Below are 23,234 nucleotides of genomic sequence, written 5' to 3'. Positions count from 1 at the left end.
GGCCCTCGTCAGAAGATGTAATCGGTGGTCAGGAAGCTCGAATCGCGTCCTCGAATGATTTCGCTGATCAGATCCTTGTTGCTGTCCTGGTACTTGGTCGCCACCAGTGTGCGGATCGAAAACACCCGCAGTGCATCGTGTACCGACAACGTACCTTCGGCGGAGTTCTTGCGACCGTTGAACGGATAGGTGTCCGGGCCGCGCTGGCACTGGGCGTTGAGGTTAATCCGTCCGACCTGATTGGCGAAGGTGTCGACCAGACGCCCGACCGCTACCGGGTTGGTGCCAAATATACTCAGTTGCTGACCGAAGTCCGATTCCAGCACGTAATCGATCACGGTATCGAGATGGCGGTACGGCACGATCGGCACCACCGGGCCAAACTGCTCCTCCTGATAGATGCGCATCTGCGGATTCACCGGGTACAGCACCGCCGGGTAGAAGAATGACTCGCGGGATTCACCGCCGTTGGGGTTGACCACCTCGGCGCCCTTGCTGCGCGCATCCGCCACCAGAGCATGCAGATAATCGACCTTGCCCGACTCTGGCAGTGGCGTCAGCGACACGCCGCTGTCCCACGGCATGCCGGGTTTGAGCGTAGCCAGTCTGGCGTTGAATTTCTCTATGAAGCTATCAACGACATCCTCATGGACAAACAGGATCTTCAGCGCCGTGCAGCGTTGGCCGTTGAACGACAGCGAGCCGGTGACGGCTTCGCTGACCGCATTGTCCAGATCGACTTCCGGCAGGACGATGCCGGGGTTCTTCGCATCCAGCCCCAACGCGGCACGCAAACGGTGAGGTTTGGGGTGCAGTTTTTTCAGGTCGCTGGCGGCTTTGTTGGTGCCGATGAACGCGAAGATATCGATTTTGCCGCTGGCCATCAGCGCACTGACGGTTTCACGGCCGCTGCCGTAGATCACGTTGATCACGCCCGTGGGGAAGCTGTCGCGAAACGCTTCGAGCAAGGGACGAATCAGCAGGACGCCGAGCTTGGCCGGTTTGAACACCACGGTGTTGCCCATGATCAGCGCCGGGATCAGCGTGGTGAAGGTCTCGTTCAGCGGATAGTTGTAAGGCCCCATGCACAGGGCCACGCCGAGCGGCACGCGGCGGATCTGGCCGAGCGTGTCCTGTTCCAGCTCGAAACGGCTGGAGCGGCGGTCGAGTTCTTTCAGGGCATTGATGGTGTCGACGATGTAGTCGCAGGTACGGTCGAACTCTTTTTCCGAGTCCTTGAGGTTCTTGCCGATCTCCCACATCAGCAGTTTGACCACGGCATCACGCTGCTGACGCATCCGGCCGAGGAAGGCTTCGACGTGCTGGATACGTTCGGCCACACGCAGGGTCGGCCACAAGCCCTGGCCCCGGTCGTAGGCGCGGACGGCGGCGTCGAGGGCGGTGAGGGCGGTGTCGGCGTCGAGCAGCGGTGTGCTGCCGAGGATCACTTGTTCGTCGCCGTTCTCGCCGTGATTCAAGTACACCGGGCTGCGCACGGTGGCGAGAGGGCCATCCCAGCGGCGCAGTTCGCCGTCGACCAGGTATTCGCGTTGCTCGACCTGACCGTCGAGGCGGTATTTTTCCGGGATGTCGCTGACAGAAGGGAACAGGTTGCCAAGGATATTTGCTGTGGTCATGTCGCTACCCCGTGTTGGATGTCCGCGTGCATTTGGAAAAGTCTGTACAGGTTATACGCCTGAATGCGCCGAAATTTAAACCTGCAAATGTCACCTGAATGTCACGCAGAGGCGCGGAACAGAGCTTTAAGGCACATATGAAACCTCATCCCGGCTTTGGACCGTGGTGTGTCGAAAATCCGCTGCTGGCCCCCGAAGCCCCCCTCACTGTCCCGCAATGCCCTCAACCCGCTGACGTGCCTGCCTTAAGGTTTGATCACAACAATAAGCGGTATCCCACGCGAGGATCGTTATGCGGGCATTGCGGTTTACCTTCCTGATGGTGCTGTCGATGGCACTGCTCGGTTGTGGCGATGAGGTCAAATCCCCAGCCACCCACAGCAGCGCCAGCCCCGCCGATCCGGCGCTGGCGCAGATCTACAGCAACAGTTGCCAACTCTGCCACGCCAATCCCGCGGCCAATGCACCGCTCACCGGCGACCGTAAAGCGTGGGAACCGCGTATCCAGCAAGGTGCCGACACGCTCCTGGACCACGCCATCAACGGTTACAACGCGATGCCGCCGATGGGCCAATGCGTCGAGTGCACCGAAGACCAATTCCTGCAATTGATCGGTTTCATGGCCGACCAGCCCCTCCCTCAATAAGGTGCCCGGCATGACGATGGATTTGACACGGCGTCAGTTGTTGCAACGGGCAGGCATCTTCGGCGCCTTCACTGCGTTGGCGAGCAACCCGGCCCTGGGCCAGTTGATGCGCGCGCCACGGCTGATTCCCTGGCGCAACTGGTCGGGGGGGCAAAGTTGCCTGCCGGCGGCGCGACTGACGCCGAAAAACCTCGATGAACTGACGACGTTGATCCGTCATGCCCAAGGCAAAATCCGCCCGGTCGGTTCGGCACATTCCTTCAGTGCTCTGGTGCCCACCGACGGCACGCTGATATCGCTGAGTTACTTCAACGGTCTGCTCGACCACGACCCGAAAACCCTGCAAGCCGAATTCGCCGCGGGCACTCCGATGTCGCGCATGGGTGTGCCGTTGAAAGAGATCGGCCAAGCCCTGCACAACATGGCTGACATCGATTATCAAACCCTCGCCGGAGCGATTGCCACCTCGACTCACGGCACCGGCAAAACCTTTCAGTCCTACTCGGCTCACGTCTGCGGCCTGCAACTGGTCACGGCCAACGGAGAGGTGCTGGACTGCGACAGTCAGCGCCATCGCGAAGTGTTCAACGCCGCTCGCGTCTCCCTCGGTGCGCTTGGCGTGGCGACAAGAATCCGTTTGCAAAACCGCCCGGCCTATCGTTTGCGCGAAACCCAATGGATCGCCAGGACCGAAGAACTGCTCGAAGATCTGGACAAGAACACCCGTGAAAACCAGCACTGGGAAATGCTCGTCGTCACCCATTCCGATTACGCCTTGTCCATCGCCCTCAACGAAACCGACGACCCGGCCACGCCACCGATCAGCCCTGAAGAGGAGGGCGGCAACGCGTTCGTGACCCTGATCGAGATGATCGACAAGTACGGCAGCGACTTCCCTGATTTGCGCCGCACGCTGCTCAACAACCTGCGGCATCTGGCGAGTTTCGATGAGCGGGTAGGCGACTCGTTCGACATCTACGCCAACGTACGCACCGTGCGTTTCAATGAGATGGAGTACTCGGTGCCCGCCGAACACGGCCCAGCGTGCCTGCGCGAAATCCTCAAGCTGATTCAGGACAAAGACCTGCGCACCTGGTTTCCCATCGAGTACCGCTACGTCAAGGCTGACAACATCCCGCTGAGCATGTTCGAGGGCCGCGACAGCTGTTCGATCTCGGTGCATCAGCACTATCAAATGGACCACCACAACTTTTTTGCGGCCGTCGAGCCGATCTTCTGGAAGTACAACGGCCGGCCACACTGGGGCAAGTTGCATACGCTCAATGCGAGCACCTTGCAGCCGCTGTACCCGCGCTGGCGTGAGTTTGTCGAGGTGCGTCAGGCGCTGGATCCCAGCGGGCGGTTTCTCAATGCGCATCTGTCGTCGATATTGGGGGTGAGCTGATGGCGATCAATCGACGCAATTTTCTCCTCGGCACGCTGGGTGTCGGCGCTTTGTCAGTGGGCGTGGGCGTCTGGCTGCGACCGAGTGATCGGGGCGGCCCGTACAGCGAGTATTTCCGCGCGCTGAATAAAGAGTTGAAGGACAACGGACCGATGCGCCCGGTGTTGTTGATCGATCTGGATCGCCTCGATCACAACATCGACGTGGTGATGCAGTCGGTCAAACGCGGCGGCAAGCAATTGCGTCTGGTGGAGAAATCTCTGCCGTCACCGGGGTTGTTGAGCTACATCGCACAGCGGGCCGGGACGCAAAAACTCATGTCGTTTCATCAGCCGTTTCTCAATCACGATGCTGTCACGTTTCCCCAGTCCGACATCCTGCTCGGCAAGCCGTTGCCGGTGAGGTCGGCTGAGCTGTTTTATCAAACCCACAAAGGTCCGTTCGACCCGTCGAAGCAATTGCAATGGCTGCTCGACGGGCCTGAACGGCTGCAGCAATACCTGGCGTTGGCACAGGGGCTGGGCACGCGGATGCGCATCAACATTGAACTCGATGTCGGCCTGCATCGCGGCGGCGTCAGTGATGTGAATGTGCTTGGGCAGATGCTCAGCCTGATCAGCACCAATGCGCAGCATCTGCAATTCGCCGGGTTCATGGGTTACGACCCGTTCGTGGGCATGGGCGTGCCGGACATTCTCGGTTCGCCCGAAGAGCTGTTTGCCAAGGTCATGATGCGTTATCAGCGTTGCGTCGATTTCACCCGGCAGCAGTTTCCCGCGTTGTGGCACGACGGCTTGTGTCTTAACACCGCTGGCAGTCCGAGCTATCGCATTCATGAAAACGAGAAGCTCAGCACTGAAGTTTCGGTGGGGACGGCGATGCTCAAACCGACCCACTATGACCTGCCATCGCTGGTCGAGCACGAGCCAGCGGTTTATATCGCCACCCCGGTATTGAAAAGCACGGGCGCGGTGAACATCCCTGCACTGGATGACCAATCGAAGCTGTTTTCGTGGTGGGACACCAACCAGCGGCAGACCTTTTTCATCTATGGCGGCAACTGGATGGCCGAATTTGAATCGCCACCGGGTTTGCAAAGCAACAGCGTATACGGTCGCAGTTCCAACCAGGAGATGGTCAACGGCTCCAACGCCGTGGGCCTGACCCTCGAAGACCAAGTCTTCCTGCGTCCGACTCAGACCGAAGCCGTGCTGCTGCAATTCGGGGACTTGTTGGCGGTGCGCGGCGGAAAAATCGTCGACATCTGGCCGGTCTACACCTGAAAACGTGTGTCTGCCAAACACCCCAAAACCTGTGGGAGCAAGTCAGCGCCCACAGGAGGCGGGGTGCCTTTCAGATTCCATTCCCAAACGTCTGTAATGAAGCTTTTATGACAAAAGTTCGGTAGCACATCGCCATTCCGGTCATGCCTATGTAACGCGCTTGAGGGCCTTTCGGGGCGCTTTTCACAAGCCGAGGCGGGACGCCGGGAGTGAGGCAATGGGGACTATGGAACGCTACTCGAAAGTGGGCATGCAGGAGCTCGATCAGCGCTTGTCGAAGATCGTCGAGGCCGCGCGCAAGAAGCCGGTTTCGGTGTATCGCTACGGCGCGCCGTGGGTCTGGATCGTCTCGCAGGATGACTGGCAGGGTGCCTTGAAAGAGGTGTCCAGTTACATTCCGCCGGGCCATTCGCTGGTCTTGCTGCGCCCGCAGATCGATGACCTGCTCGACGCCCACCGCAACATCCTCCATGACCTCGACGCCGAACCCGGCATGTTGATCCCCGCGCAAACGGTCATGCACATCCTGTTGCTGCAGTTGCTGTACTCGGTACCCAGCGAGCAGCAACTCTACGAGCAGCTCAATTACAACCTGTTGTTCCGCTGGTTCGTCGGCCTGGGCCTGAACCAGAAAGTCTGGAGCTTCAACATCCTCAGTCGCGACATCGCCACGCTGCTCAACAACCCGCGTGCGGTGCAGCTCATTCAAAAAATCATCGGCGAAGTGTTCTGCGGTGCCTTGCTGCAAATGCCTGAGTTCTCCTTGAACTTCGCGCTTCTGCACACCTGGCTCGGCAAGCACGCCTGCGCCTCAACAGCCAGCAATTGACGCAACACAGAGGGCGCTGAGGCGCCAACAGGTCATCGCGAATTCAGGGGGTAGTGTGGAACAGATTTTCACGTCACGGCTGGCGCTGTGGGGCTGGCTGCTGGTGGCGGTTGGCGCGCAGCCGGCATGGGCCGCGCCGGCCACCGAAAGTGCAGCGGCGCAGCGTCTGGTCGACGTCAACGAATACTTTGTGCGCGGCAACACCGTGCTTGATGCACGGGCCATCGAAGAGGCGGTGTACCCGTTCCTCGGTCCGCAAAAAGCGCTGAGCGACATCGAAGGTGCGCGCGACGCGTTGCAGAAGGTCTATCAGGAACGCGGCTATCAATCGGTGTTCGTCCAATTGCCGGAGCAAGCGGTGGCGGACGGCATCGTTTATCTGCAAGTCAGCGAAACCAAGGTCGGCCGGGTGCGCGTGGTCGGCGCCAAGCACTATTCGCCGCTGGACATCCGTGACGAAGTGCCAGCGCTCAAGGAGGGCGAGGTACCGGACTTCGCCAAGGTTCAGGGTGAACTGGCGCAACTGAACAAGACGCCCGGCCGGCAGGTCATGCCGCTGGTTCGCGAGGGCCAGCGCCCCGGCACCATGGACGTCGATTTGCAGGTTGAAGATCAGAACCCGTGGACGGCCAGCGTCGGTCTGAACAACGACTACAGCGCCGACACCGAAAAGCTGCGCACCGTCACCAGCCTTGGCTACAACAACCTCTGGCAGCTCGGCCACAGCATTTCCCTGACCTACTTCACCGCGCCGCAAGACACCGACAACGCCAAGGTCTGGTCGGGCTCTTATACCGCCCCGCTGACCGATCGCTGGAGCGTGCAGTTGTCCGGTTACCAGTCCGACAGCAACGTCGCCACCATTGGCGGCAGCAACGTGCTGGGCAAGGGCCATTCCTACGGGGTGTCGGCGATCTACACGCTGCCATCCAGCGGCAGTTGGTCGAACTCGTTGTCGGCGGGCGTCGACTTCAAGGACTTCGAAGAACGCCTGACCCTCTCCGGCGAGAGCGACAAGGTGCCACTGAAATACGCACCGTTCACCTTCGCCTACAACGGCTATCGCTACACCGAAAAGAGTCAGCTCGGCCTCGGTTTGAGCCTGGTCGCGGCCACTCGCAGCCTTTTTGGCTATGGCAGTTCCGACGAAGACTTCGACTACAAACGCTACCGCGCCAAGCCGAGTTTCGCCGTGCTCAAGGGCGACACCAGTTACACCTGGACCTTCGACAACGACTGGCAGAGCGCGAGCAAAGCCGCGTTTCAACTGGCGTCGGGGCCACTGGTTTCCAACGAACAATTTTCTGCCGGTGGCGCGACGTCGGTGCGCGGCTATCTGGCCGCCGAGCGCACGGGCGATGACGGTTTTCTGCTGAGCCAGGAACTGCGCACGCCCTCGCTGGCCAGGTTCGCCGGCACCTGGATGCAGGACTGGCGTTTCTATGCGTTTGCCGAAGGCGCGCAACTGTACCTGCGCGACGAACTGCCTGATCAGGACGCCAATTACGCCCTGGCCAGTGTCGGCCTCGGCACCCGCGCCAGCCTGAGCAAATGGCTGTCCGGCAGCCTCGACTGGGGTTATCCGCTACTCGAAGGGCCGAACACCTCGAAACAGGAATCGCGCCTGCACTTCAACCTTCAAGCCACTTTCTAAAGGAGCACGTTCATGCAGCGCCTCTTTCTTTCGTTGTTGATCTGCCTGGGCTTCGTGCTCCCGGCCACGGCTCAGGCCTGGTGGCAGGACGACTGGCACTACCGCAAACAAATCGCCGTCGACACCACGCCGCAAGGGGCGGCGATCAATCAGCCGCTGGGCCGCACCGCGCTACTGGTGCGCCTGCACACCGGCAACTTCACCTTCGACGGTGTGAAGGAGGACGGCTCGGACCTGCGCTTCGTCGCCGCCGATGACAAAACCGTACTCAACCATCAGATCGAAAGCTTCGACGCGCTGATGGGCATGGCGTTGATCTGGGTCGATGTGCCGAATGTCGAGGGCGGTCAGCGTCAGGACATCTGGATGTACTACGGCAATCAGAAGGCCCCGGCCACCGGCAACGGCCAACTGACCTTCGATCCGAATTACACCGCGCTGTATCACCTCGACGGTGCCACCGGCACCCCGGCCAAAGACACCACGGCCTACGGCAACACCGCGCAAAGTGCGACCGGCGCGGCGATTGACGGTGTCATCGGGCGGGCCTTGCAGTTCAGCGGCCAACCGTTGCTGTTGCCGGCCAGCCCATCGTTGCAGCACAACGCTGGCAGTGCATTCACCTTCAGCGCCTGGCTGCGACTGGATCAGGCCGATGGCGAGCAACTGATTCTGGCCCGCCGAGAAGGTGCCAACAGTTTGCTGGCGGGGGTGAATCAGGGCGTGCCGTTCGTGGAAATCGACGGCCAGCGCGCCGTTGCCACGCAGCCGCTCAACCCCGGCCAATGGCAGCACGTCGCGCTGACGGCCGAAGGTGCCAAAGTCACCCTGTACATCAACGGTCGTGAGGGGGCAGCACTGGCCCTGGCCATGCCGGCGTTCAATTCGGTCATGGCCATCGGCGCTGATCTGCAAGAAGGCCCTTATCTGCCGTTTGTAGGCGCCATCGACGAACTGCGCCTGTCAAAAGTCGCCCGCCCGGCGCCGTTGCTGCTCGCCGATGCCACCTCGCAGGGCGCCGAGTCGAAACTGGTCGCCTACGGCGTTGATGAAGAACAATCGGGCTTCGGGTTCGGCAGCCTCGGTTTCCTGCTCAACGCGGTACCGGTGGACGCCTGGGTGATCATCGCCGTGCTGGTGCTGATGATGTTCCAGTCATGGATCATCATGCTGCGCAAAAACCGCACCCTCAGCCGCGTGACGTCGGCCAACGAAGATTTCCGCGTGCAGTTCGCCAAGGTCGGCACGCGCCTGGAGATGTTTGCCGACGACGCGCAACTTGCCCAGCGCCTACAGCATTCGTCGCTGTGGCGCCTGTATCTGGTGGCCGTGAAAGAAATCCGCACCCGCCGTGAACAGGGCGCCGACACGTCATCGGTTTCGGCGGCGACCATCGAAGCCATTCGTTGCTCCATGGACGGTGTGCGTACCCGGGAAAACCAGCAACTGAGTTCGAAACTCTCGACCCTGTCCAACGCCATCGCCGGTGGCCCCTACATCGGCCTGCTCGGCACGGTGCTGGGGATCATGGTGGTGTTCCTCGGTACCGCCATGGCCGGCGACGTCAACATTAACGCCATCGCACCCGGCATGGCCGCTGCCTTGCTGGCGACAGCGATGGGTCTGTTCGTCGCGATCCCGGCGCTGTTTGGCTACAACCGCCTGATCACCCGCAACAAGGAAGTCAGCGCCGACATGCGCGTGTTCGTCGACGAGTTCATCACGCGTCTGGCGGAGATGCATGGCGAAAGCCAGTTCAGTGAGGCGTCGCACTCGCGCGGCCATCACGCCAACCACTCCGTACCGGCCTGAGGAGCACTGACATGGCGTCCGTAAATGCCTCCCACGACGATGACGAAGATTCAGCCGTCGACAGCATCAACATCACGCCGCTGGTGGACGTGCTGATGGTGGTGCTGGTGATGTTCATCCTCACCGCCACCGCGCAGGTGTCGGGAATCCAGATCAACCTGCCCAAGGCCAGCGCTGCGGTGTCGTTGTCCGAAGCCAAGACCAAGGCCATTTCGGTCAACGACGGCGGCCAAGTGTTCCTGGATGCCTACCCGGTGACCTTGGCCGAACTGGAAGAGCGTCTGCGCATCGAGAAGGCACAGAGCCCGGACTTCCCGGTGATCGTGCGCGGTGACGCCACGGTGCAGTACCAGAAAGTCATTGAAGTGCTGGATCTGTTGCGCCGGCTCGAACTGTCCCAGGTCGGTCTCGTCACCGGCAAACCGAGTCAGGGCTGAGTCATGACCGCACAACTTCCGATCGAACCGCTGCCGGTGAAGAAGTCGCCCTTGCGCTATGCGAAGTGGGGCGCGGGGCTGATTCTCGCCGCACTCGCCGCGTGGTTCCTGTGGCAGTGGGCCAACGACATGAGCGGCATCCGCCGGGAAGCGCCGAAGGTGCCGACGATCATCCCGTTGCCACCACCACCTCCGCCGCCGGAGAAACCGCCGGAGCCGGAAACCCCGGTCGAAGAAAAAGTCGTCGAGCCCGAGCCAACGCCAGAGCCGCAAGAGGTCAAGCCCGAAGAGGAAGCACCGCCATCGCCGGCGGACGATCTGGCCAACCCGATGCAAATGGATGGCGATGCGCAGTCCGGCAACGACGCCTTCAACATCGGCGCGGGCAAGGGCGGCGGCATGGTGGGCGCCGGAGGCGGGCGGTTGGGTAACGGCACTTACAGCCAGTTCCTCGCGTTCACGTTCCAGAAGCTGCTGCGCGAGAGCCCTGAACTGCGCAACCTCGCGTTCACCTTGCAGGCCGATGTGTGGCTGAGCAGCGTCGGCGAGATCACCCGGGTCGAGCTGATCAAGTCCAGCGGCAACCCTGAAATCGACACGCAGGTTTTGGCGGCGCTGCGCAATGCGCCGCACTTAAGCGAACGGCCACCGGCCTCCATGACTTTGCCTGTGCGCCTGTCCCTGCAAGGGCGGCGTGCGGGTTAACCGAATTCTTACAGTTTTGCCAAAAGGAGTTGTGTGCAGATGATTTCCAATGTGAATCGATTGTCCCTGGCGGTCGGCATGGTCATCGCGACCCTGGTCGGTCAGGCCGCAGCAGCGCCTGCGCCTTCGGAAAACGCCACGATCAATCTGATCCGCTTGCTGGTCGAGCAGGGCATTTTGAAGCAGGACAAGGCCGACGCACTGATCGCTCAGGCGCAGAACGAGGCCGTCCAGGCCAAGCAGGCCGCTGCCTCCACCGCCGTGGCGGCAGGCCCCGTCGCCGCGCCTGGCGATGTGCGTGTGCAGTACGTGCCGGCGGCGGTGCGTGATCAGATTCGCGATCAGGTCAAAGCCGAAGTCATGGCCACCGCCAAGCAGGAAAACTGGGCTGCGCCCAACACCTTCCCCGACTGGGCATCGCGCATCAGCTTTGACGGCGACATTCGTTTGCGGGACGAATCGCGCTACTACTCCGACAGCAACAGCAACGAAATCGTCGACTTCGCCAAGCTCAACAACAACGGCCCGTATGACGTGAACCCCAACAGCAGCACCAGTCTGCCGCCGCTGCTCAATACCCGCGAAGATCGCACCAACCAGTTCCGCATTCGCGCACGTCTGGGCATGAAAGCGGTGATCTCGCCAGAGTGGACCGCCGGCATCCGCATCGGCACCGGCTCGGACAACAATCCGGTATCGACCACGCAAAGCCTCGGCGGTGGCTTCGCCAAAAAAGACATCTGGCTCGACCAGGGTTATCTGACCTGGAAACCTTCGGATGAGCTGACGCTCACCGGCGGGCGTTTTGCCAACCCGTTCATGTCCACCGACATGCTCTATTCCAACGACCTTAACTTCGACGGTGTGGCGGCGATTTTCGACCACAAACTCAATCGTGATTGGGGCGTGTTCGGCACCGTCGGCGCGTTCCCGGTGGACTACACAAACGACACCACCAGCAGCAACGGTTTCGACAAGCAAGAGAGCGACAACAAATGGCTGTACGGCGCGCAAATCGGCGCCAAATGGGCGGTCAACAGCAACAACCGCTTGAAGGGTGCGCTGGCTTATTACCGCTTCGACGACATCGAAGGCCAGCGCTCCAGCCCTTGCGAACCGTGGGCCGGCGCACCGGGTTGCGACAGCGACGGCAGCCGCGCAGCGTTCATGCAGAAGGGCAACAGCGTGTTCCTGCTGCGTGACATCACGCCGAACCCGCTCAACCCGACGACCACGCCGCAACCGCAATACGTCGGCCTGGCGTCCGAGTTCAACCTGCTCGATCTGAACCTGGTGTGGGACGCCGACTTGCCGCAAGACTTCAAGCTGCGCAGCCAGGGCAACTACATCCATAACCTCAGCTACGACGAAGGCGACATGCGCAAGCGTTCGGCCGGGCAAATCGTCAACAACCTCGACAGCAACGGCGATATCGAAAGCGGCGCCAATGCGTGGATGGTGCAGTTCACCCTCGGCAACGCCCTGGATCTTAAGAAGCAGGGCGACTGGAATATGTTCGCCGGCTACAAGTACATCCAGCCGGACGCCTTGCCGGACGGCTTTAACGACTCGACGTTCCACCTCGGTGGCACCAACGCCAAAGGTTATTTCATTGGCGGCAACTACGGTCTGGCGAAGAACGTTTTTGCGACCGGCCGCTGGTTGAGCACCGAGGCGGTATATGGCGCGCCGTTCGACATCGACGTCTTGCAGCTTGAGATCAACACGCGCTTCTAAGGCGCCGGGAGAGGGTTATGAACACGCGATTGTTGTTGCTGGGCCTTGGGATGTTGGTTGCCACCGGCGCCAGTGCCGAGGGCATGGAGGAGCGCTTGCGTACGCAATTGCGTAGCACCACCCAGCAGTTGCAGGCCTTGCAAAGTCAGCAGGCTCAGGCCAGCGCTGCGCAACTGGCAGCGCAAAACGAGGCTAAGGCTGCGCAGGCGCAAATCAAGCAATTGACCGCTGAACTGGCCAAGGTCAAAGGCGTCGCCGAGCAATTGGCCGGGCAGCAGCAGAGCCTGCACAGCCAGGCGCAGGCGCAAGTGGCGGCCAGCGCTGAGCAGACCGGCAAGTACAAGAAGGCCTATGACGAGTTGTTGGTCATGGCCCGTGCGAAAGAAGCCGAGCGTTCCAGGCTACAAGCGCAATTGACTGAACGTGACACACAAGTGCAGCAATGTTCAGTCAAGAATCAGCAGATGTACGGCGTCGCCAAGCAGATCCTCAGTGCCTACGAAAACATCGATGTGGCCGAAGTAATGAAGATCCGCCAGCCCTTCGCGGGCAGCGCCCGGGTCAAGTTCGATGAACTGGCCCAGGGGTTTGGCGACGAGCTCTACAAGACTCAATTCGACGCGCCGCAAGCCGCGCTCGCGCACTGATAAACAAGGAAGAAACAATGACTCAATTGATCACCCACGTTTCCCCGCAATCGCTGACCGACGTCCTGCAAGCGGCCGGTTATCGCGTCAACCAGACCGAACAGAACGGTATCGTCCAATTGCTCAGCGCCAGTCAGGGCATCGGTTATGCCGTGCGTTTCGGCAACCCGGCGGTGGAGCAGGGCACCTACGTCGATTTCACGTTCAGTTGTGCGCTGCGCGTGCAGGGTGAGCTGCCACAAGGTGTGGCCGAGCAGTGGAACGCGACGCGACGTTTTGCACGGCTGTCGTTGCAGGGCGAGTTTCTGGTGATGGAAATGGACGTGGTGCTGGCCGCCGGCGTGAGCAGCGATCACCTGCGCGGCAATCTGGAACTGTGGGATCGCTTGCTGCAGGAATTCATCGTTTATCTGCGTGACTTCAGCCAGGCCGCTCACGCCTCGACTGCAAAAGTTGCCATCGCCGAGCAAGAGGAAGTCGCGCTGTGAAAAAGCCTGCCATGGTGATCGGCGCTGGAGCAGTGGCGCTGTTGGTGGTAGCCCTGGCACTGGTGCTGCGGCCGGGCAGTGACCCGGTCGCCGCCCAGCAACCGGCACCGGTGTCGACGGCGGTAACGGGGCCGGCGGTCGCGCGGTTGGGTAATCAGCAGGTTTCGCCTGACGAATTGCAGGCACTGCTGGCGGCCGTGCCGCCAGAAACCCGCAAACAACTGCGCGGTAATCGTGAGGCGCTGGAGCGCTGGATCCGCACGCGACTGGCCGAGAAAGCCGTGCTGGAGCAGGCCGATGCGCAGGGTTGGGCGCAGCGCCCGGACGTCGCGCGACAAACTCGGGCGGCGACTGAGCAGATCGTCTTTCGCGATTACCTGCGTTCGGTCAGTGAGGTGCCGGCCGATTACCCGAGTGCGGCCGAGTTGCAGAAGGCGTATGACGCCGGCAAGGTGAACTGGCAGACCCCGGCGCTGTATCGGGTCAGCCAGATTTTTCTTGGGGTGAATGAGCCGCAGACTCTTGACGCCGTGCGCAAGCAGGCGCTCGATCTGAGCAAAAAAGCGCAGGCGACACCGGCGGAGTTTGCCGCGCTGGCGATTCAGTATTCCCAAGATCGCGTCACCGCTGAGCGTGGTGGTGATACCGGTTTGCAACCGTTGCAGCAACTCGTTCCTGAGGTGCGCGGTGCTGTGGCGCGGCTGAAGGTCGGCGCGGTGTCTGAGCCGGTGCAAAGTGCGGCCGGTTTCCATGTGATCAAACTCACCGAACAACAACCCGCGCGCACTGCGACACTGGATGAACTGCGCGATCAACTGACGCAGGCCTTGCGTGCCCAGCGTCAGGAGCAGATTGCGCAGGCGTATCTGGACGGGATGCTCAACACGGCGACGCTGAGTATCGACGGGGCGCAACTCAATAAAGTCCTCGAGGAAAAACACTGATTTTTTATCCGATACAAAAACTTTGGGAGTCTGATTCAGAAATTTTTCACAGTGCACAAAGCCAATAAAATACAAAGATCGACAGGGAGTCATCGATGTCATTCAACGAACCCGCAGGACGACAGGGCAGCGCCGATTTTCGCTGGGCGCAGGACGGCAGCGAACCCTGGCTGTCACACACCGCGAGCATCGACGCTGAGGTCGCGCAGTATTTTCTGGTCAGCGCTCGCTGCGGTTGCTTTATGCAGGCCGCGCGCAGCCTCAACGTGCGTTCGACCCTGCTGCGCAAACAACTGGCGCAGCTTGAACAGGAGCTCCAACACACATTGTTCAGCTTTCAGGGAAGCGCACTGAGCCTGACCCGCGAAGGCCAGCAACTTCAGGCCAAACTGGTCGCCCTGGCCAACGAGCGCAAACTGCCGGTGGTTGAGCAGCCGCTGATTCGCCTGGCCGTCGCCGAGTCCATCCTGCACGACATCCTCGGGCGCGATCTGATCGCACTGCTGCGCCGCAATGCCAGTGTGCGTCTGGACATCATCGCCCTCGACAGCGAACTGTCACTGCGCGCCGTCAGCGCCGATGTCATCCTGTGGCTGGCCCACGGCGAAACCCCCAACCCTGGCCCGACCTTCGCCACCCAGCCACCGCAGCGCCTGGCGAGCCTGGACTACCTTCCCCACATCGCCAAACGCTACTCCCGCGTCACCGCACGCCCGGCGAGTGCCGATGACCTTGCCGATTTCATGCTGGTGCAATGGCAGCATGACCGGCAGATCGACAGCTTTCGCCCATGGAACGATCTGGTCGAACAACGTTTGGCGGGTGTGGTGCAGATGCAGTCTTATGAATTGATGCTGGAGATGATTCGCTGCAGCGCTTGCATCGGTTTGTTGCCGGCTTACATGAGCCGGTTTGATCGCGGATTGGTGGCGTTGCCCGGATTGTTCGATGAGCCGATGCGATTGCAAGCGTGGCTGGCGGTGAATGCCCAATCGCAAGACATCGCTGAAGTACAAACCCTGATCGAACTCATCCACAACACCTTCAACGAGCGCCACGAATGGTTCCAGACTTAACCCCGCCCCCTGTGGTCGCGGGCTTGCTCGCGAAAGCGGCCGAACAATCAACAATAGCTTTGAATGAAACACCGCATTCGCGAGCCAGTCGAATCGTCGCCACGCCGCTCTCACCGTTTTGCACCTCGCCAAATTGATAACCGCCGGTTTAGAGTGATCGGCCACCCATCGATCCAGGAAGGATCCGCCATGCCCGAGCACAGCCCCGCGATACATCTCGAACGTTTCAACGAGTCCCACGTTGAGAGCGTTACCGCGCTCTATAACGATCCAGCCGTTGCCCGGCAGGTGTTGCAGATGCCGTTTCAATCCGCCGAGATCTGGCGGCAACGGCTGATGGCGGAAAACGAACGAACGGTGAAACTGGTGGCGCTGCATCAGGGCGCGGTCATCGGCCATCTGGGGCTGGAAAACTATTCGCGGATTCGCCGCAGCCACGCCGGCAGTCTCGGCATGGGCGTAGCGCTCGCCTGGCAGGGCAAAGGCGTGGGTTCGAAACTGTTGGCAGCGGCGCTCGAGGTTGCCGACAACTGGATGAACCTGCACCGCGTCGAACTTTCGGTGTTCGCCGATAACGAGGCGGCTATTGGTCTCTACCGCAAGTTCGGTTTCGAGACCGAAGGCCTGTTTCGCGATTACGCGGTGCGCGACGGGCAATGGGTCGACACCCTGAGCATGGCCCGCCTGCGTAGCTCATCGAAGGTTTGAGTCAGTCGCCCAAGGCGAACGCCACCGCCGACTGCGCGTGCAGTTCGGTGGTGTCGAGCAAGGGCACGGCGCTGTGCTCGGCTTTGACCAGCAGGCCGATTTCCGTGCAGCCAAGGATGATTGCCTGAGCGCCGCGTGCGGTCAGCGATTCGATCACCCGTTGATAGATTTGCCGCGACTCGTCACTGATCACGCCGACACACAACTCGTCGTAGATAATCCGGTGCACCTCCTTGCGCTCAGCGTCGTCCGGCACCCATACCGTCAGGCCTTGGGCGATCAGGCGTTGCTTGAGAAAGTCCTGTTCCATGGTGAACGCTGTGCCGAGCAACCCGACGGTGCGCGCATCAATCGCCAAAGCCGCCTGCGCCGCCGGTTCGGCGATGTGCAGGAACGGAATGTTGATCGCCGCCTGAACGTGATCGGCCACCTTGTGCATGGTGTTGGTACACAGCACCACGCATTCAGCTCCACCCGCTTGGAGCCTGCGCGCCGCATCCACCAGAATCGCCGCTGCGTCATCCCAGCGCCCGGCATGCTGTGCCTGTTCGACCGGGCCGAAGTCGACGCTGTACATCAGCACTTGCGCCGACCGTAATGGACCAAGGCGATCACGCACCTGCTGATTGATGAGTCGATAATATTCGGCGCTGGACTCCCAGCTCATGCCGCCGATCAGGCCGATGGTGCGCATTGAATGTCCTCGGGCAATGGCCTGTATCGGTCGATTCAGGCGTGCCCCGAGTGTCCTTCGGTTCAATGACGGATACCAGCGTCAAATCAACTGTATCGCTGAAGTTTTGCTCAGGTGTCAGGGTGCTGGTTCTGGCAATGGGGCGACGTGATTACATCCGGCTGCCAGCGTTTTGGCATACCCCACATCCGGGCGCCACGGCTCCAGATTCCATTCTGGTTTGTCGCGAGCGATGGCCAGGTGGCAAATCAACTGGTGACGCATGCCATGGGTGTTTTGCCAGTAGCGACTATTGGAGTAGTCGCGTGTGAGTTCATTCCACAAGTAAGCAGTGCCCGATTCCAGCGTTCTCCTGGCACACGGGGTGGGGGTGATGGAAAACGACCACTGGTAGTCTCTGTAAAACCAATGGGCACTTTCGATGTATTTATTGCAGCGCTCTGCGACCACAATGACGCTGTCACCGGACGCAGTGTCTTGCGCATGGGCGGTAGAAATGCCGAGCACTGTCAGACAGGCAGCTGCCAGTGCACGCGCGAGGAGGTTCGAGGGCGGGTTGAGTATGTTCATTGTGTGATTCCCTGATCTGCTGCTACGTAGGTAAATGTGGCCTTACCGGTTATGACGGTGGGAAGTGCTACACGAATGATCGGTACGGTAATTTTCGGGTTGGTGGCGTTATAAAAATCCCTTTGGTTGTATCGCGCATCGGCGAGCGCATTAGGATCGTTTTTTGCTGGCACGTAAAAGAACGCGAGTATTGGTAAACCGTTTGGTTTACCGGCGACCCAGGTTTTAACGAGTACGTCGTTCCATTGGTCGAAGCCTGTTGCGCCTAGCAGTGATTTAGCGCGTAACGACTGATAAAACGCCGGGCCGGCCAGCATATTGCGTTCGTCCCTCACGTCGAAATCGCACTGGCGCCTGTTTTGGTCGCCGGGTGCCGAACTCCAGGCGTTCTTGAATTGCTCGGCTGTGGTGATACCAGCGTCTTGGCAATGTCCACTATCAGGATAAGACGGGTGGGCCACACACACTGCGGTTGAACTGCGATGCCACCCATAGGAGTCCATGGGATAGGAACACAGCACCTGCAGTTGCTCGGTATTCGCAGGCCTCTCCAGTACGGGATAAAGAATGTAGCCATTGGCATTGGTTTTATTCCAGGCGAACTTGTTAAAGTTGCTATCAACCCGCAAGTAGGAAAAGTTGATACCGCCATTTTTAATGGAAGTGGGGCTGGGGTCCCAGACTTTATAGGTGTTGTTCGGATCTTTGTCCGTGACCCTTATCATGACACCTGAACACAGAAACGCAGGTTGCGAATTCACTTTGTTGCAATTCGGAAACTGGCGACCGTACAGCGTAGTGAGATAAGCAGCGGTGGCCGCGCCATCCATTCTCTGGCTCTGAACACTGGTCCCGCTGATGACATCAGGCGTTTGCGATGCAGGTTGTGAGCAACCAACCAAAAGAGCGAAAAACAGTAATGCAATTATTTTGTTCATGGTTTGTCTTCGTCCGGTTAAAAACAGGTGGAAAAATCGACTGCACGTTGTTTGTGGAACTGCACTCGTTAGCCATTACGAGAATATGCCGCGTACTTCGGTGCTGCGCTGCAAGCGCTTATGGCGTAACTGTTTGATCCGCAGGGATATATTCGAACTTCGCTGTGCCTGGAATGCTGGTCGAGAGCACAAGACGAATGATCGGCACGATGATTTTCGGGTTGGTCGAGTTGTAGAAATCCCGCTGATTGTATTGAGCATCCGCCAGGGCCTGGCCGTCTTGCGTGTAGAAGAAGGCCATGATCGGAAACTTGTTCGCCGGGAACGATTGCGCACAAGACTTCTGTGGATTGGTGCTGAGGGGATCGCACCAGGTCTTGATCGTGAGCTCGTTGTGTTCATTGACTCCACTCCCGTTCACCAGGCTTCTGGCGCGGATCGACTGATAAAAAGCAGGGCCGGCGAGCGCATTGCGATTGTCATTCACGTCGAATCCGCACTGCCGCTGGTTGGGGTTGCCCTCCGGTATCCTCCACACGGCGAGCCACTGTTCTGCGGTCGTTACCCCAGTGTCTTGGCACAGTCTGCTTTGAGCCGGATAGCTTGGGTGCGGACCGCATGGCTTGTCTGCCTCACGGGTCTGGGACCAAGCGTCATAAGGGTAAGCGCACAAATAGTGCATTTTGTATTTATCGACCGGCGCTTCGAGGACGGGGTAAAGGATGTAACCGTTTGCACGCGCATAGGCGAAGCGACCGAAGTCCGCATCCGCCCGCAAGTATGAAAATGCGACACCACCCTGTCTCACTGAAAACGGGCTGGGTTCCCAGACTTTATAACTGGTGCTCTTCAATGTGACCCGTATGGTCACGCCGGAACAGAGAAATGCAGGTTGCGAATTTACTTTGTTGCAGTTGGGGAATTTGCGCCCGTATAGCGTTTGCAGATAAGCAGCGATGGCGAAGCCATCCACTACTTGCGTACTACTGGCGTTAATCATTGTCGGGGCTTGTGGACTGGTTTGGGAACAACCGGCCAACAGGCTGATAAATATTAAGGCTATTAGATAACGCATGACACTGTCCCTACGTTTATTCGTAAACCGAAACCGTTAATGGGGAGCTGTTGTGCAGAGTTCTGGCCTGGTCAGAGCGTCACGCGTAAGTACCAGGAAAAGATGATCGGCTCGTTTGTGCCGGTTTTTCTGAGGGTGTAGTTGAATAACCCCAGCTTCCCTTTGTTCGATATGATCCAACTCGCCGGGACGGGAACGTTTGTATAAGACGCCTGGGTGATTTCAAATTCTTCACTGTCTTGGCGATCTGTTCCAACGGTCAAAGAGATCCGGGCTTTGTAATCCGCTTCAAGGGTAGGGTAGTAAATTCTAAGGTTGTCCTTGGCGGCGTTCAGCGTCGGTTCCGGCAGATCGTGTCTTTGCCTGGTGACTGTCAATCGCAGGTCTTTCGATGGCAGATCTTCATCGGTGCCGGGCAGCCGGACGGTGTAGTAAACCGCAGCGCCGCTTCCCACGGTGTCCACCACTTCCTGGCGAGGAACAAGAAAACGCAACGTCTGGCCAGCGACAGTTATGTTCTGAATTTCGCTGCCATAAGTGGAATTACGCCCCAGCCAATACACCTTGACGCTCTGTCCTTCATCGGAGCCGGTGTATTTCACCTCGACCGTCGCGTGCTGCGCGGAATAAAAATCGCGCACAAAATTCAATACAGTGCCGTTGGCGTCCTTGGCTTCCAGGACTTTGGGTTGGAGCAGATCCAGCTCAATTTTGCGGATGTGTACGTCAACAAACGTGGTTTTTGACAAGATTGCGCGCGGCCCCGAGCTATTACCGAGCTGGTCGACCACCCTGAAACGCAGGGCGAATTTCGGGTTGTCTTGCCAGAAGTTGGCGGTGGTGAGCGTCAAAATCACACGGCGGGCGGTCACTTGGGCCGCGGTCACCTTATGCGATATGTTTCGACCGTCACAATCGAGCGTGATGACGTCGTGTTCTCGCATGTAAACGTAACTCAGGGTGACCTCCACTCCGCGCGCTGCCCGGTCGGCATCGATACCATGGGTAATCACGTCAGCCGGAAGGTTCATGAGCAGATTCGGGTTGTCCCCGGGGCCGGTGATCTCGCCGGCCGGTCGCGGCGTGTGGTAAAGCACAACCAGTGGATCAGAGCTATCCTCGTTCCCGCTGATCCGCTTTACCCGTAAACGAAGCTGATTGATACCGTCATTCAAAAGATCCGCCGGCAAATTCATATCGAATTGCTCGTTCTCTTCACCCGGCTGAATTGTTTTATGGGCCACCGAGGTATCGGACTCATTGAGCAACACATCGGCGAAGTCAAAAGCGGACTGATTGGTCCAGGGGTCGACGACCAGTTGGATGTTTCCATCCGAGATCAAAGAAAGTGGCAAGCCACAGTGCGGTTTCTGCGGGTGCTCCACTGGCGAAACGCAGCCGGGAATATTGACCCGGTCGATTTTCAACGGTCCTTCGTCATCGATCTGCTGCGCCATCGCGAATGCCCCAATCTGTGTCATTAACGGATAGGCGTATTTAAAACCTATGGGGGACGGGTGCCTACTGTCAGATCTGACAGGTGAACACGGTGGATACATACCGTCCGTCGCATTAAGACGTGGTACAGGACTACGAAACTGACGATTGCCGTACGCGCAGACTTCGATCTGCCACTATCGAAGTTCGCAGGCTCCCCTGAGGAATGCAGCAAATGAACGATGTACAGCAACTGGGCGAGATGCTTCGTCACTACGCCGAAAGCGAAGCGCACAAGAAGCAACTGTTCACAACGCAGTCGGAGGCATGGGCGACGCGAATCACCGAATTGTTCGGCAATATTCAGCAATGGCTGCAACCGGTGCAGGCACCGAATCTGCTGGAGGTTAACCGCGAAGCCTATGTCGCCTTCGGACCGAGCACTCCGGTCGAGACCTCGACCTTCAAGACAGAGAAGCTGACGATCGTGATTGCTGGCAAACCAGTGGAGTTCGTGCCCGATGTGATGGGCAGCGCGGGGCAGATTTCACTGGCGGTGATGGGCTTGACGGCGGCGCGTTACGGCAGTATTTCGCTGGTGGGATTGCCGGGCGCAGAGTGGCAATGGCGCAAGACCAATGGCTTGAAGGATCCGGATACGTTTTTGTTTGATGCGGATTTTCTGGCGTTGCAACTGCAGAGCCTGATCCCGCGTGATCGCGCGTAGTTTCAAGGGCTCACACCTTCCCCCTGTGGGAGCCGGCCAGCCCGCTCCCACAGGAAGTAAGGGGTAACGCTACATATCCAGGTTGATCCAACCCGGTTTCGCCTCTTCCGGCGCCACCGCTTTCACGGTTTTGCCTGTTGCCAGCTCAACTCGCCGAGCCACCTGCGGATCATCAGCAAAAGGCACCATGCTCGCATCGTCCAGACTTTGCGCGGTCTCGTGCCGCAAGCAGTACTCCACCGCCAGCCACAAAAACACCACCCCCAGCACATTCAAGAAAATATCGAACATCACCGGCTCCCTGCCTCAGGCGATCTGCGCTTCACTGCGCGCCAGCGCCACATCCGCTACTCGCACCGTGCGCCAGACGTTGTAGGCCATCAACAACATGCCGCTGAGGAAGAACACCCCACCGGCAAAGCGCACGATGAACCCCGGATGACTGGCCTGCAGCGCCTCGACGAAGGAGTATGTCAGCGTGCCGTCCTCGTTGATCGCTCGCCACATCAGGCCTTGAGTAATGCCGTTGACCCACATCGAAGCGATGTACAACACCGTGCCAATGGTCGCCAGCCAGAAGTGCAGGTTGATCAGCGGCGTGCTGTACATCTGCTCGCGGCCAAACACCTTGGGCACCATGTGATACGTCGCGCCGAAGGTGATCATCGCCACCCAGCCCAATGCGCCGGCGTGGACGTGGCCGATGGTCCAGTCGGTGTAGTGGGAGAGGGCGTTGACGGTTTTGATCGCCATCATTGGCCCTTCGAACGTCGACATGCCGTAGAACGCCAGCGACAGCACCAGGAAGCGCAAAATCGGGTCGGTGCGCAACTTATGCCAGGCGCCCGAGAGCGTCATCATGCCGTTGATCATCCCGCCCCAGCTCGGCGCCAACAGGATCAGCGACATCGCCATGCCCAGCGACTGCGCCCAGTCCGGCAGTGCGGTGTAGTGCAAATGGTGCGGGCCGGCCCAGATGTAAAGGGTGATCAGCGCCCAGAAGTGCACGATCGACAATCGGTACGAGTACACCGGCCGGTTGACCTGTTTGGGCACGAAGTAATACATCATCCCCAGGAACCCGGTGGTCAGGAAGAACCCCACTGCGTTGTGCCCGTACCACCACTGCACCATCGCGTCGGTGGCGCCGGAATACACCGGATAAGACTTGAACCAGTCCACCGGAATCGACAAGTGATTGACCACATGCAGCATGGCGATCACCAGAATGAACGCACCAAAAAACCAGTTGCCGACGTAGATGTGCTTGGTTTTGCGCTGCACCACAGTGGTGAAGAAAACCACGGCGTAGGCGACCCAGACCACGGCCATCCACACGGCGCCCGAGAATTCGATCTCGGCATATTCCTTGGTGGTGGTGTAGCCCATCGGCAGGGTGATCAGCATGATCACGATCACCGATTGCCAACCCCAGAAAGTGAACGCGGCCAGCGTGTCCGAATACAGCCGCACCTGGCAGGTGCGCTGCACGGCGTAGTAACTGGCGGCGAATTGCGCGCTGCCGGCGAAACCGAAAATCACCAGGCTGGTGTGCAGCGGTCGCAAGCGACCGAAGGTGGTCCACGGCAGGTCCAGATTCATTTCCGGCCATACCAGTTGCGAGGCGATCAACACGCCCATCGCCATGCCCACCACACCCCAGAAAACCGTCGCGATAACGAATTGGCGGACGACCTTGTAGTTGTAAGCCTGTCCGATTGTTGCTGTGCTCATGGTCAGTTCATCCACGGTTGCAAAGTCTTGCCAGGCCACCCGGTCTGGCAC

General features: G+C 59.4%; 23 protein-coding genes. 15 read left to right on the top strand and 8 right to left on the bottom strand.

Annotated features, from left to right (window positions below):
* Positions 1 to 8 precede the first annotated feature (8 nt).
* Complete coding sequence (locus tag AACY50_RS22560) at positions 9 to 1,637, bottom strand: NADP-dependent glyceraldehyde-3-phosphate dehydrogenase (protein WP_339466705.1); 1,629 nt, start codon at positions 1,635 to 1,637, stop codon at positions 9 to 11.
* 292 nt (positions 1,638 to 1,929) lie between these two features.
* On the opposite strand from AACY50_RS22560, the gene AACY50_RS22555 reads away from it, so the two are divergent.
* The 14 genes from AACY50_RS22555 to AACY50_RS22490 all read left to right on the top strand — a co-directional run bounded on the left by AACY50_RS22555 (position 1,930) and on the right by AACY50_RS22490 (position 16,008).
* Entirely contained in the window at positions 1,930 to 2,283 is a 354-nt protein-coding gene (locus tag AACY50_RS22555) for a c-type cytochrome (protein WP_339539200.1), read from the top strand.
* Positions 2,284 to 2,359: 76 nt separating this feature from the next.
* Positions 2,360 to 3,688, top strand: coding sequence for a D-arabinono-1,4-lactone oxidase (locus AACY50_RS22550; protein ID WP_339539214.1), 1,329 nt, complete (start codon positions 2,360 to 2,362; stop codon positions 3,686 to 3,688).
* A gap of 74 nt (positions 3,689 to 3,762) precedes the next feature.
* On the top strand, positions 3,763 to 4,971 hold the full coding sequence (locus AACY50_RS22545; RefSeq protein WP_339495933.1) for a DSD1 family PLP-dependent enzyme: 1,209 nt from the start codon (positions 3,763 to 3,765) through the stop codon (positions 4,969 to 4,971).
* 217 nt (positions 4,972 to 5,188) lie between these two features.
* Positions 5,189 to 5,800 carry a transposase gene (locus tag AACY50_RS22540; RefSeq protein WP_339495915.1) on the top strand — a complete coding sequence of 204 codons (612 nt, stop codon included), beginning with the start codon at positions 5,189 to 5,191 and terminating at the stop codon, positions 5,798 to 5,800.
* 55 nt (positions 5,801 to 5,855) lie between these two features.
* On the top strand, positions 5,856 to 7,454 hold the full coding sequence (locus AACY50_RS22535; protein WP_339466700.1) for a ShlB/FhaC/HecB family hemolysin secretion/activation protein: 1,599 nt from the start codon (positions 5,856 to 5,858) through the stop codon (positions 7,452 to 7,454).
* Between the two features lie 12 nt (positions 7,455 to 7,466).
* Entirely contained in the window at positions 7,467 to 9,266 is a 1,800-nt protein-coding gene (locus tag AACY50_RS22530; protein WP_339466698.1) for a DUF2341 domain-containing protein, read from the top strand.
* 11 nt (positions 9,267 to 9,277) lie between these two features.
* Positions 9,278 to 9,703, top strand: a complete 426-nt coding sequence (locus AACY50_RS22525) for an ExbD/TolR family protein (protein ID WP_339466696.1) — start codon at positions 9,278 to 9,280, stop codon at positions 9,701 to 9,703.
* A 3-nt stretch (positions 9,704 to 9,706) separates the two neighbouring features.
* A complete protein-coding gene (locus tag AACY50_RS22520) occupies positions 9,707 to 10,408 on the top strand; it encodes an energy transducer TonB family protein (protein WP_339466694.1) in 702 nt (233 codons plus the stop codon).
* Between the two features lie 39 nt (positions 10,409 to 10,447).
* Positions 10,448 to 12,145 (top strand): putative porin, encoded by a 1,698-nt coding sequence (locus tag AACY50_RS22515; protein ID WP_339539199.1) that lies wholly within the window; start codon positions 10,448 to 10,450, stop codon positions 12,143 to 12,145.
* A 17-nt stretch (positions 12,146 to 12,162) separates the two neighbouring features.
* Positions 12,163 to 12,792 (top strand): DNA repair protein, encoded by a 630-nt coding sequence (locus AACY50_RS22510; RefSeq protein ID WP_339466690.1) that lies wholly within the window; start codon positions 12,163 to 12,165, stop codon positions 12,790 to 12,792.
* A gap of 17 nt (positions 12,793 to 12,809) precedes the next feature.
* Positions 12,810 to 13,280 (top strand): YbjN domain-containing protein, encoded by a 471-nt coding sequence (locus tag AACY50_RS22505; protein WP_339466688.1) that lies wholly within the window; start codon positions 12,810 to 12,812, stop codon positions 13,278 to 13,280.
* The gene (locus AACY50_RS22500) at positions 13,277 to 14,224 is read left to right on the top strand and encodes a peptidylprolyl isomerase (RefSeq protein ID WP_339539198.1); all 948 of its coding nucleotides are present in this window, start codon (positions 13,277 to 13,279) and stop codon (positions 14,222 to 14,224) included. Before AACY50_RS22505 ends, AACY50_RS22500 begins: the two co-directional genes overlap by 4 nt.
* Before the next feature lie 95 nt (positions 14,225 to 14,319).
* Complete coding sequence (locus AACY50_RS22495; protein ID WP_339466685.1) at positions 14,320 to 15,300, top strand: LysR family transcriptional regulator; 981 nt, start codon at positions 14,320 to 14,322, stop codon at positions 15,298 to 15,300.
* 189 nt (positions 15,301 to 15,489) lie between these two features.
* Positions 15,490 to 16,008: a GNAT family N-acetyltransferase gene (locus tag AACY50_RS22490; protein WP_339539197.1), complete on the top strand. Its 519-nt coding sequence runs from the start codon at positions 15,490 to 15,492 to the stop codon at positions 16,006 to 16,008.
* A 1-nt stretch (position 16,009) separates the two neighbouring features.
* Here the strand turns inward: AACY50_RS22490 and AACY50_RS22485 are convergent, their stop codons facing one another.
* From AACY50_RS22485 to AACY50_RS22465, 5 genes are all read right to left on the bottom strand, one after another.
* Positions 16,010 to 16,702, bottom strand: a complete 693-nt coding sequence (locus AACY50_RS22485) for an aspartate/glutamate racemase family protein (protein ID WP_339539196.1) — start codon at positions 16,700 to 16,702, stop codon at positions 16,010 to 16,012.
* A gap of 117 nt (positions 16,703 to 16,819) precedes the next feature.
* Positions 16,820 to 17,272, bottom strand: a complete 453-nt coding sequence (locus tag AACY50_RS22480; RefSeq protein WP_339466682.1) for a DUF2599 domain-containing protein — start codon at positions 17,270 to 17,272, stop codon at positions 16,820 to 16,822.
* Entirely contained in the window at positions 17,269 to 18,210 is a 942-nt protein-coding gene (locus AACY50_RS22475) for a halovibrin HvnC (protein WP_339539195.1), read from the bottom strand. Before AACY50_RS22475 ends, AACY50_RS22480 begins: the two co-directional genes overlap by 4 nt.
* Before the next feature lie 118 nt (positions 18,211 to 18,328).
* Complete coding sequence (locus AACY50_RS22470; RefSeq protein WP_339495923.1) at positions 18,329 to 19,285, bottom strand: halovibrin HvnC; 957 nt, start codon at positions 19,283 to 19,285, stop codon at positions 18,329 to 18,331.
* Between the two features lie 71 nt (positions 19,286 to 19,356).
* Complete coding sequence (locus AACY50_RS22465) at positions 19,357 to 20,742, bottom strand: hypothetical protein (RefSeq protein WP_339539194.1); 1,386 nt, start codon at positions 20,740 to 20,742, stop codon at positions 19,357 to 19,359.
* Positions 20,743 to 20,957: 215 nt separating this feature from the next.
* Here AACY50_RS22465 and AACY50_RS22460 point away from each other — a divergent pair, with 215 nt between their 5' ends.
* Positions 20,958 to 21,449 (top strand): hypothetical protein, encoded by a 492-nt coding sequence (locus AACY50_RS22460; protein WP_339466761.1) that lies wholly within the window; start codon positions 20,958 to 20,960, stop codon positions 21,447 to 21,449.
* 69 nt (positions 21,450 to 21,518) lie between these two features.
* Here AACY50_RS22460 and AACY50_RS22455 read toward each other — a convergent pair whose 3' ends face one another.
* A complete protein-coding gene (locus AACY50_RS22455) occupies positions 21,519 to 21,740 on the bottom strand; it encodes a cbb3-type cytochrome c oxidase subunit 3 (protein ID WP_339466759.1) in 222 nt (73 codons plus the stop codon).
* 15 nt (positions 21,741 to 21,755) lie between these two features.
* Entirely contained in the window at positions 21,756 to 23,183 is a 1,428-nt protein-coding gene (gene ccoN, locus AACY50_RS22450) for a cytochrome-c oxidase, cbb3-type subunit I (RefSeq protein WP_339466758.1), read from the bottom strand.
* Positions 23,184 to 23,234 lie beyond the last annotated feature (51 nt).

It is taken from the genome of Pseudomonas sp. RA_15y_Pfl2_54 (assembly GCF_963971015.1).
In the GTDB taxonomy this organism is placed as follows: domain Bacteria; phylum Pseudomonadota; class Gammaproteobacteria; order Pseudomonadales; family Pseudomonadaceae; genus Aquipseudomonas; species Aquipseudomonas baetica_A.
This window is presented reverse-complemented; position numbering and strand designations above follow the sequence as displayed.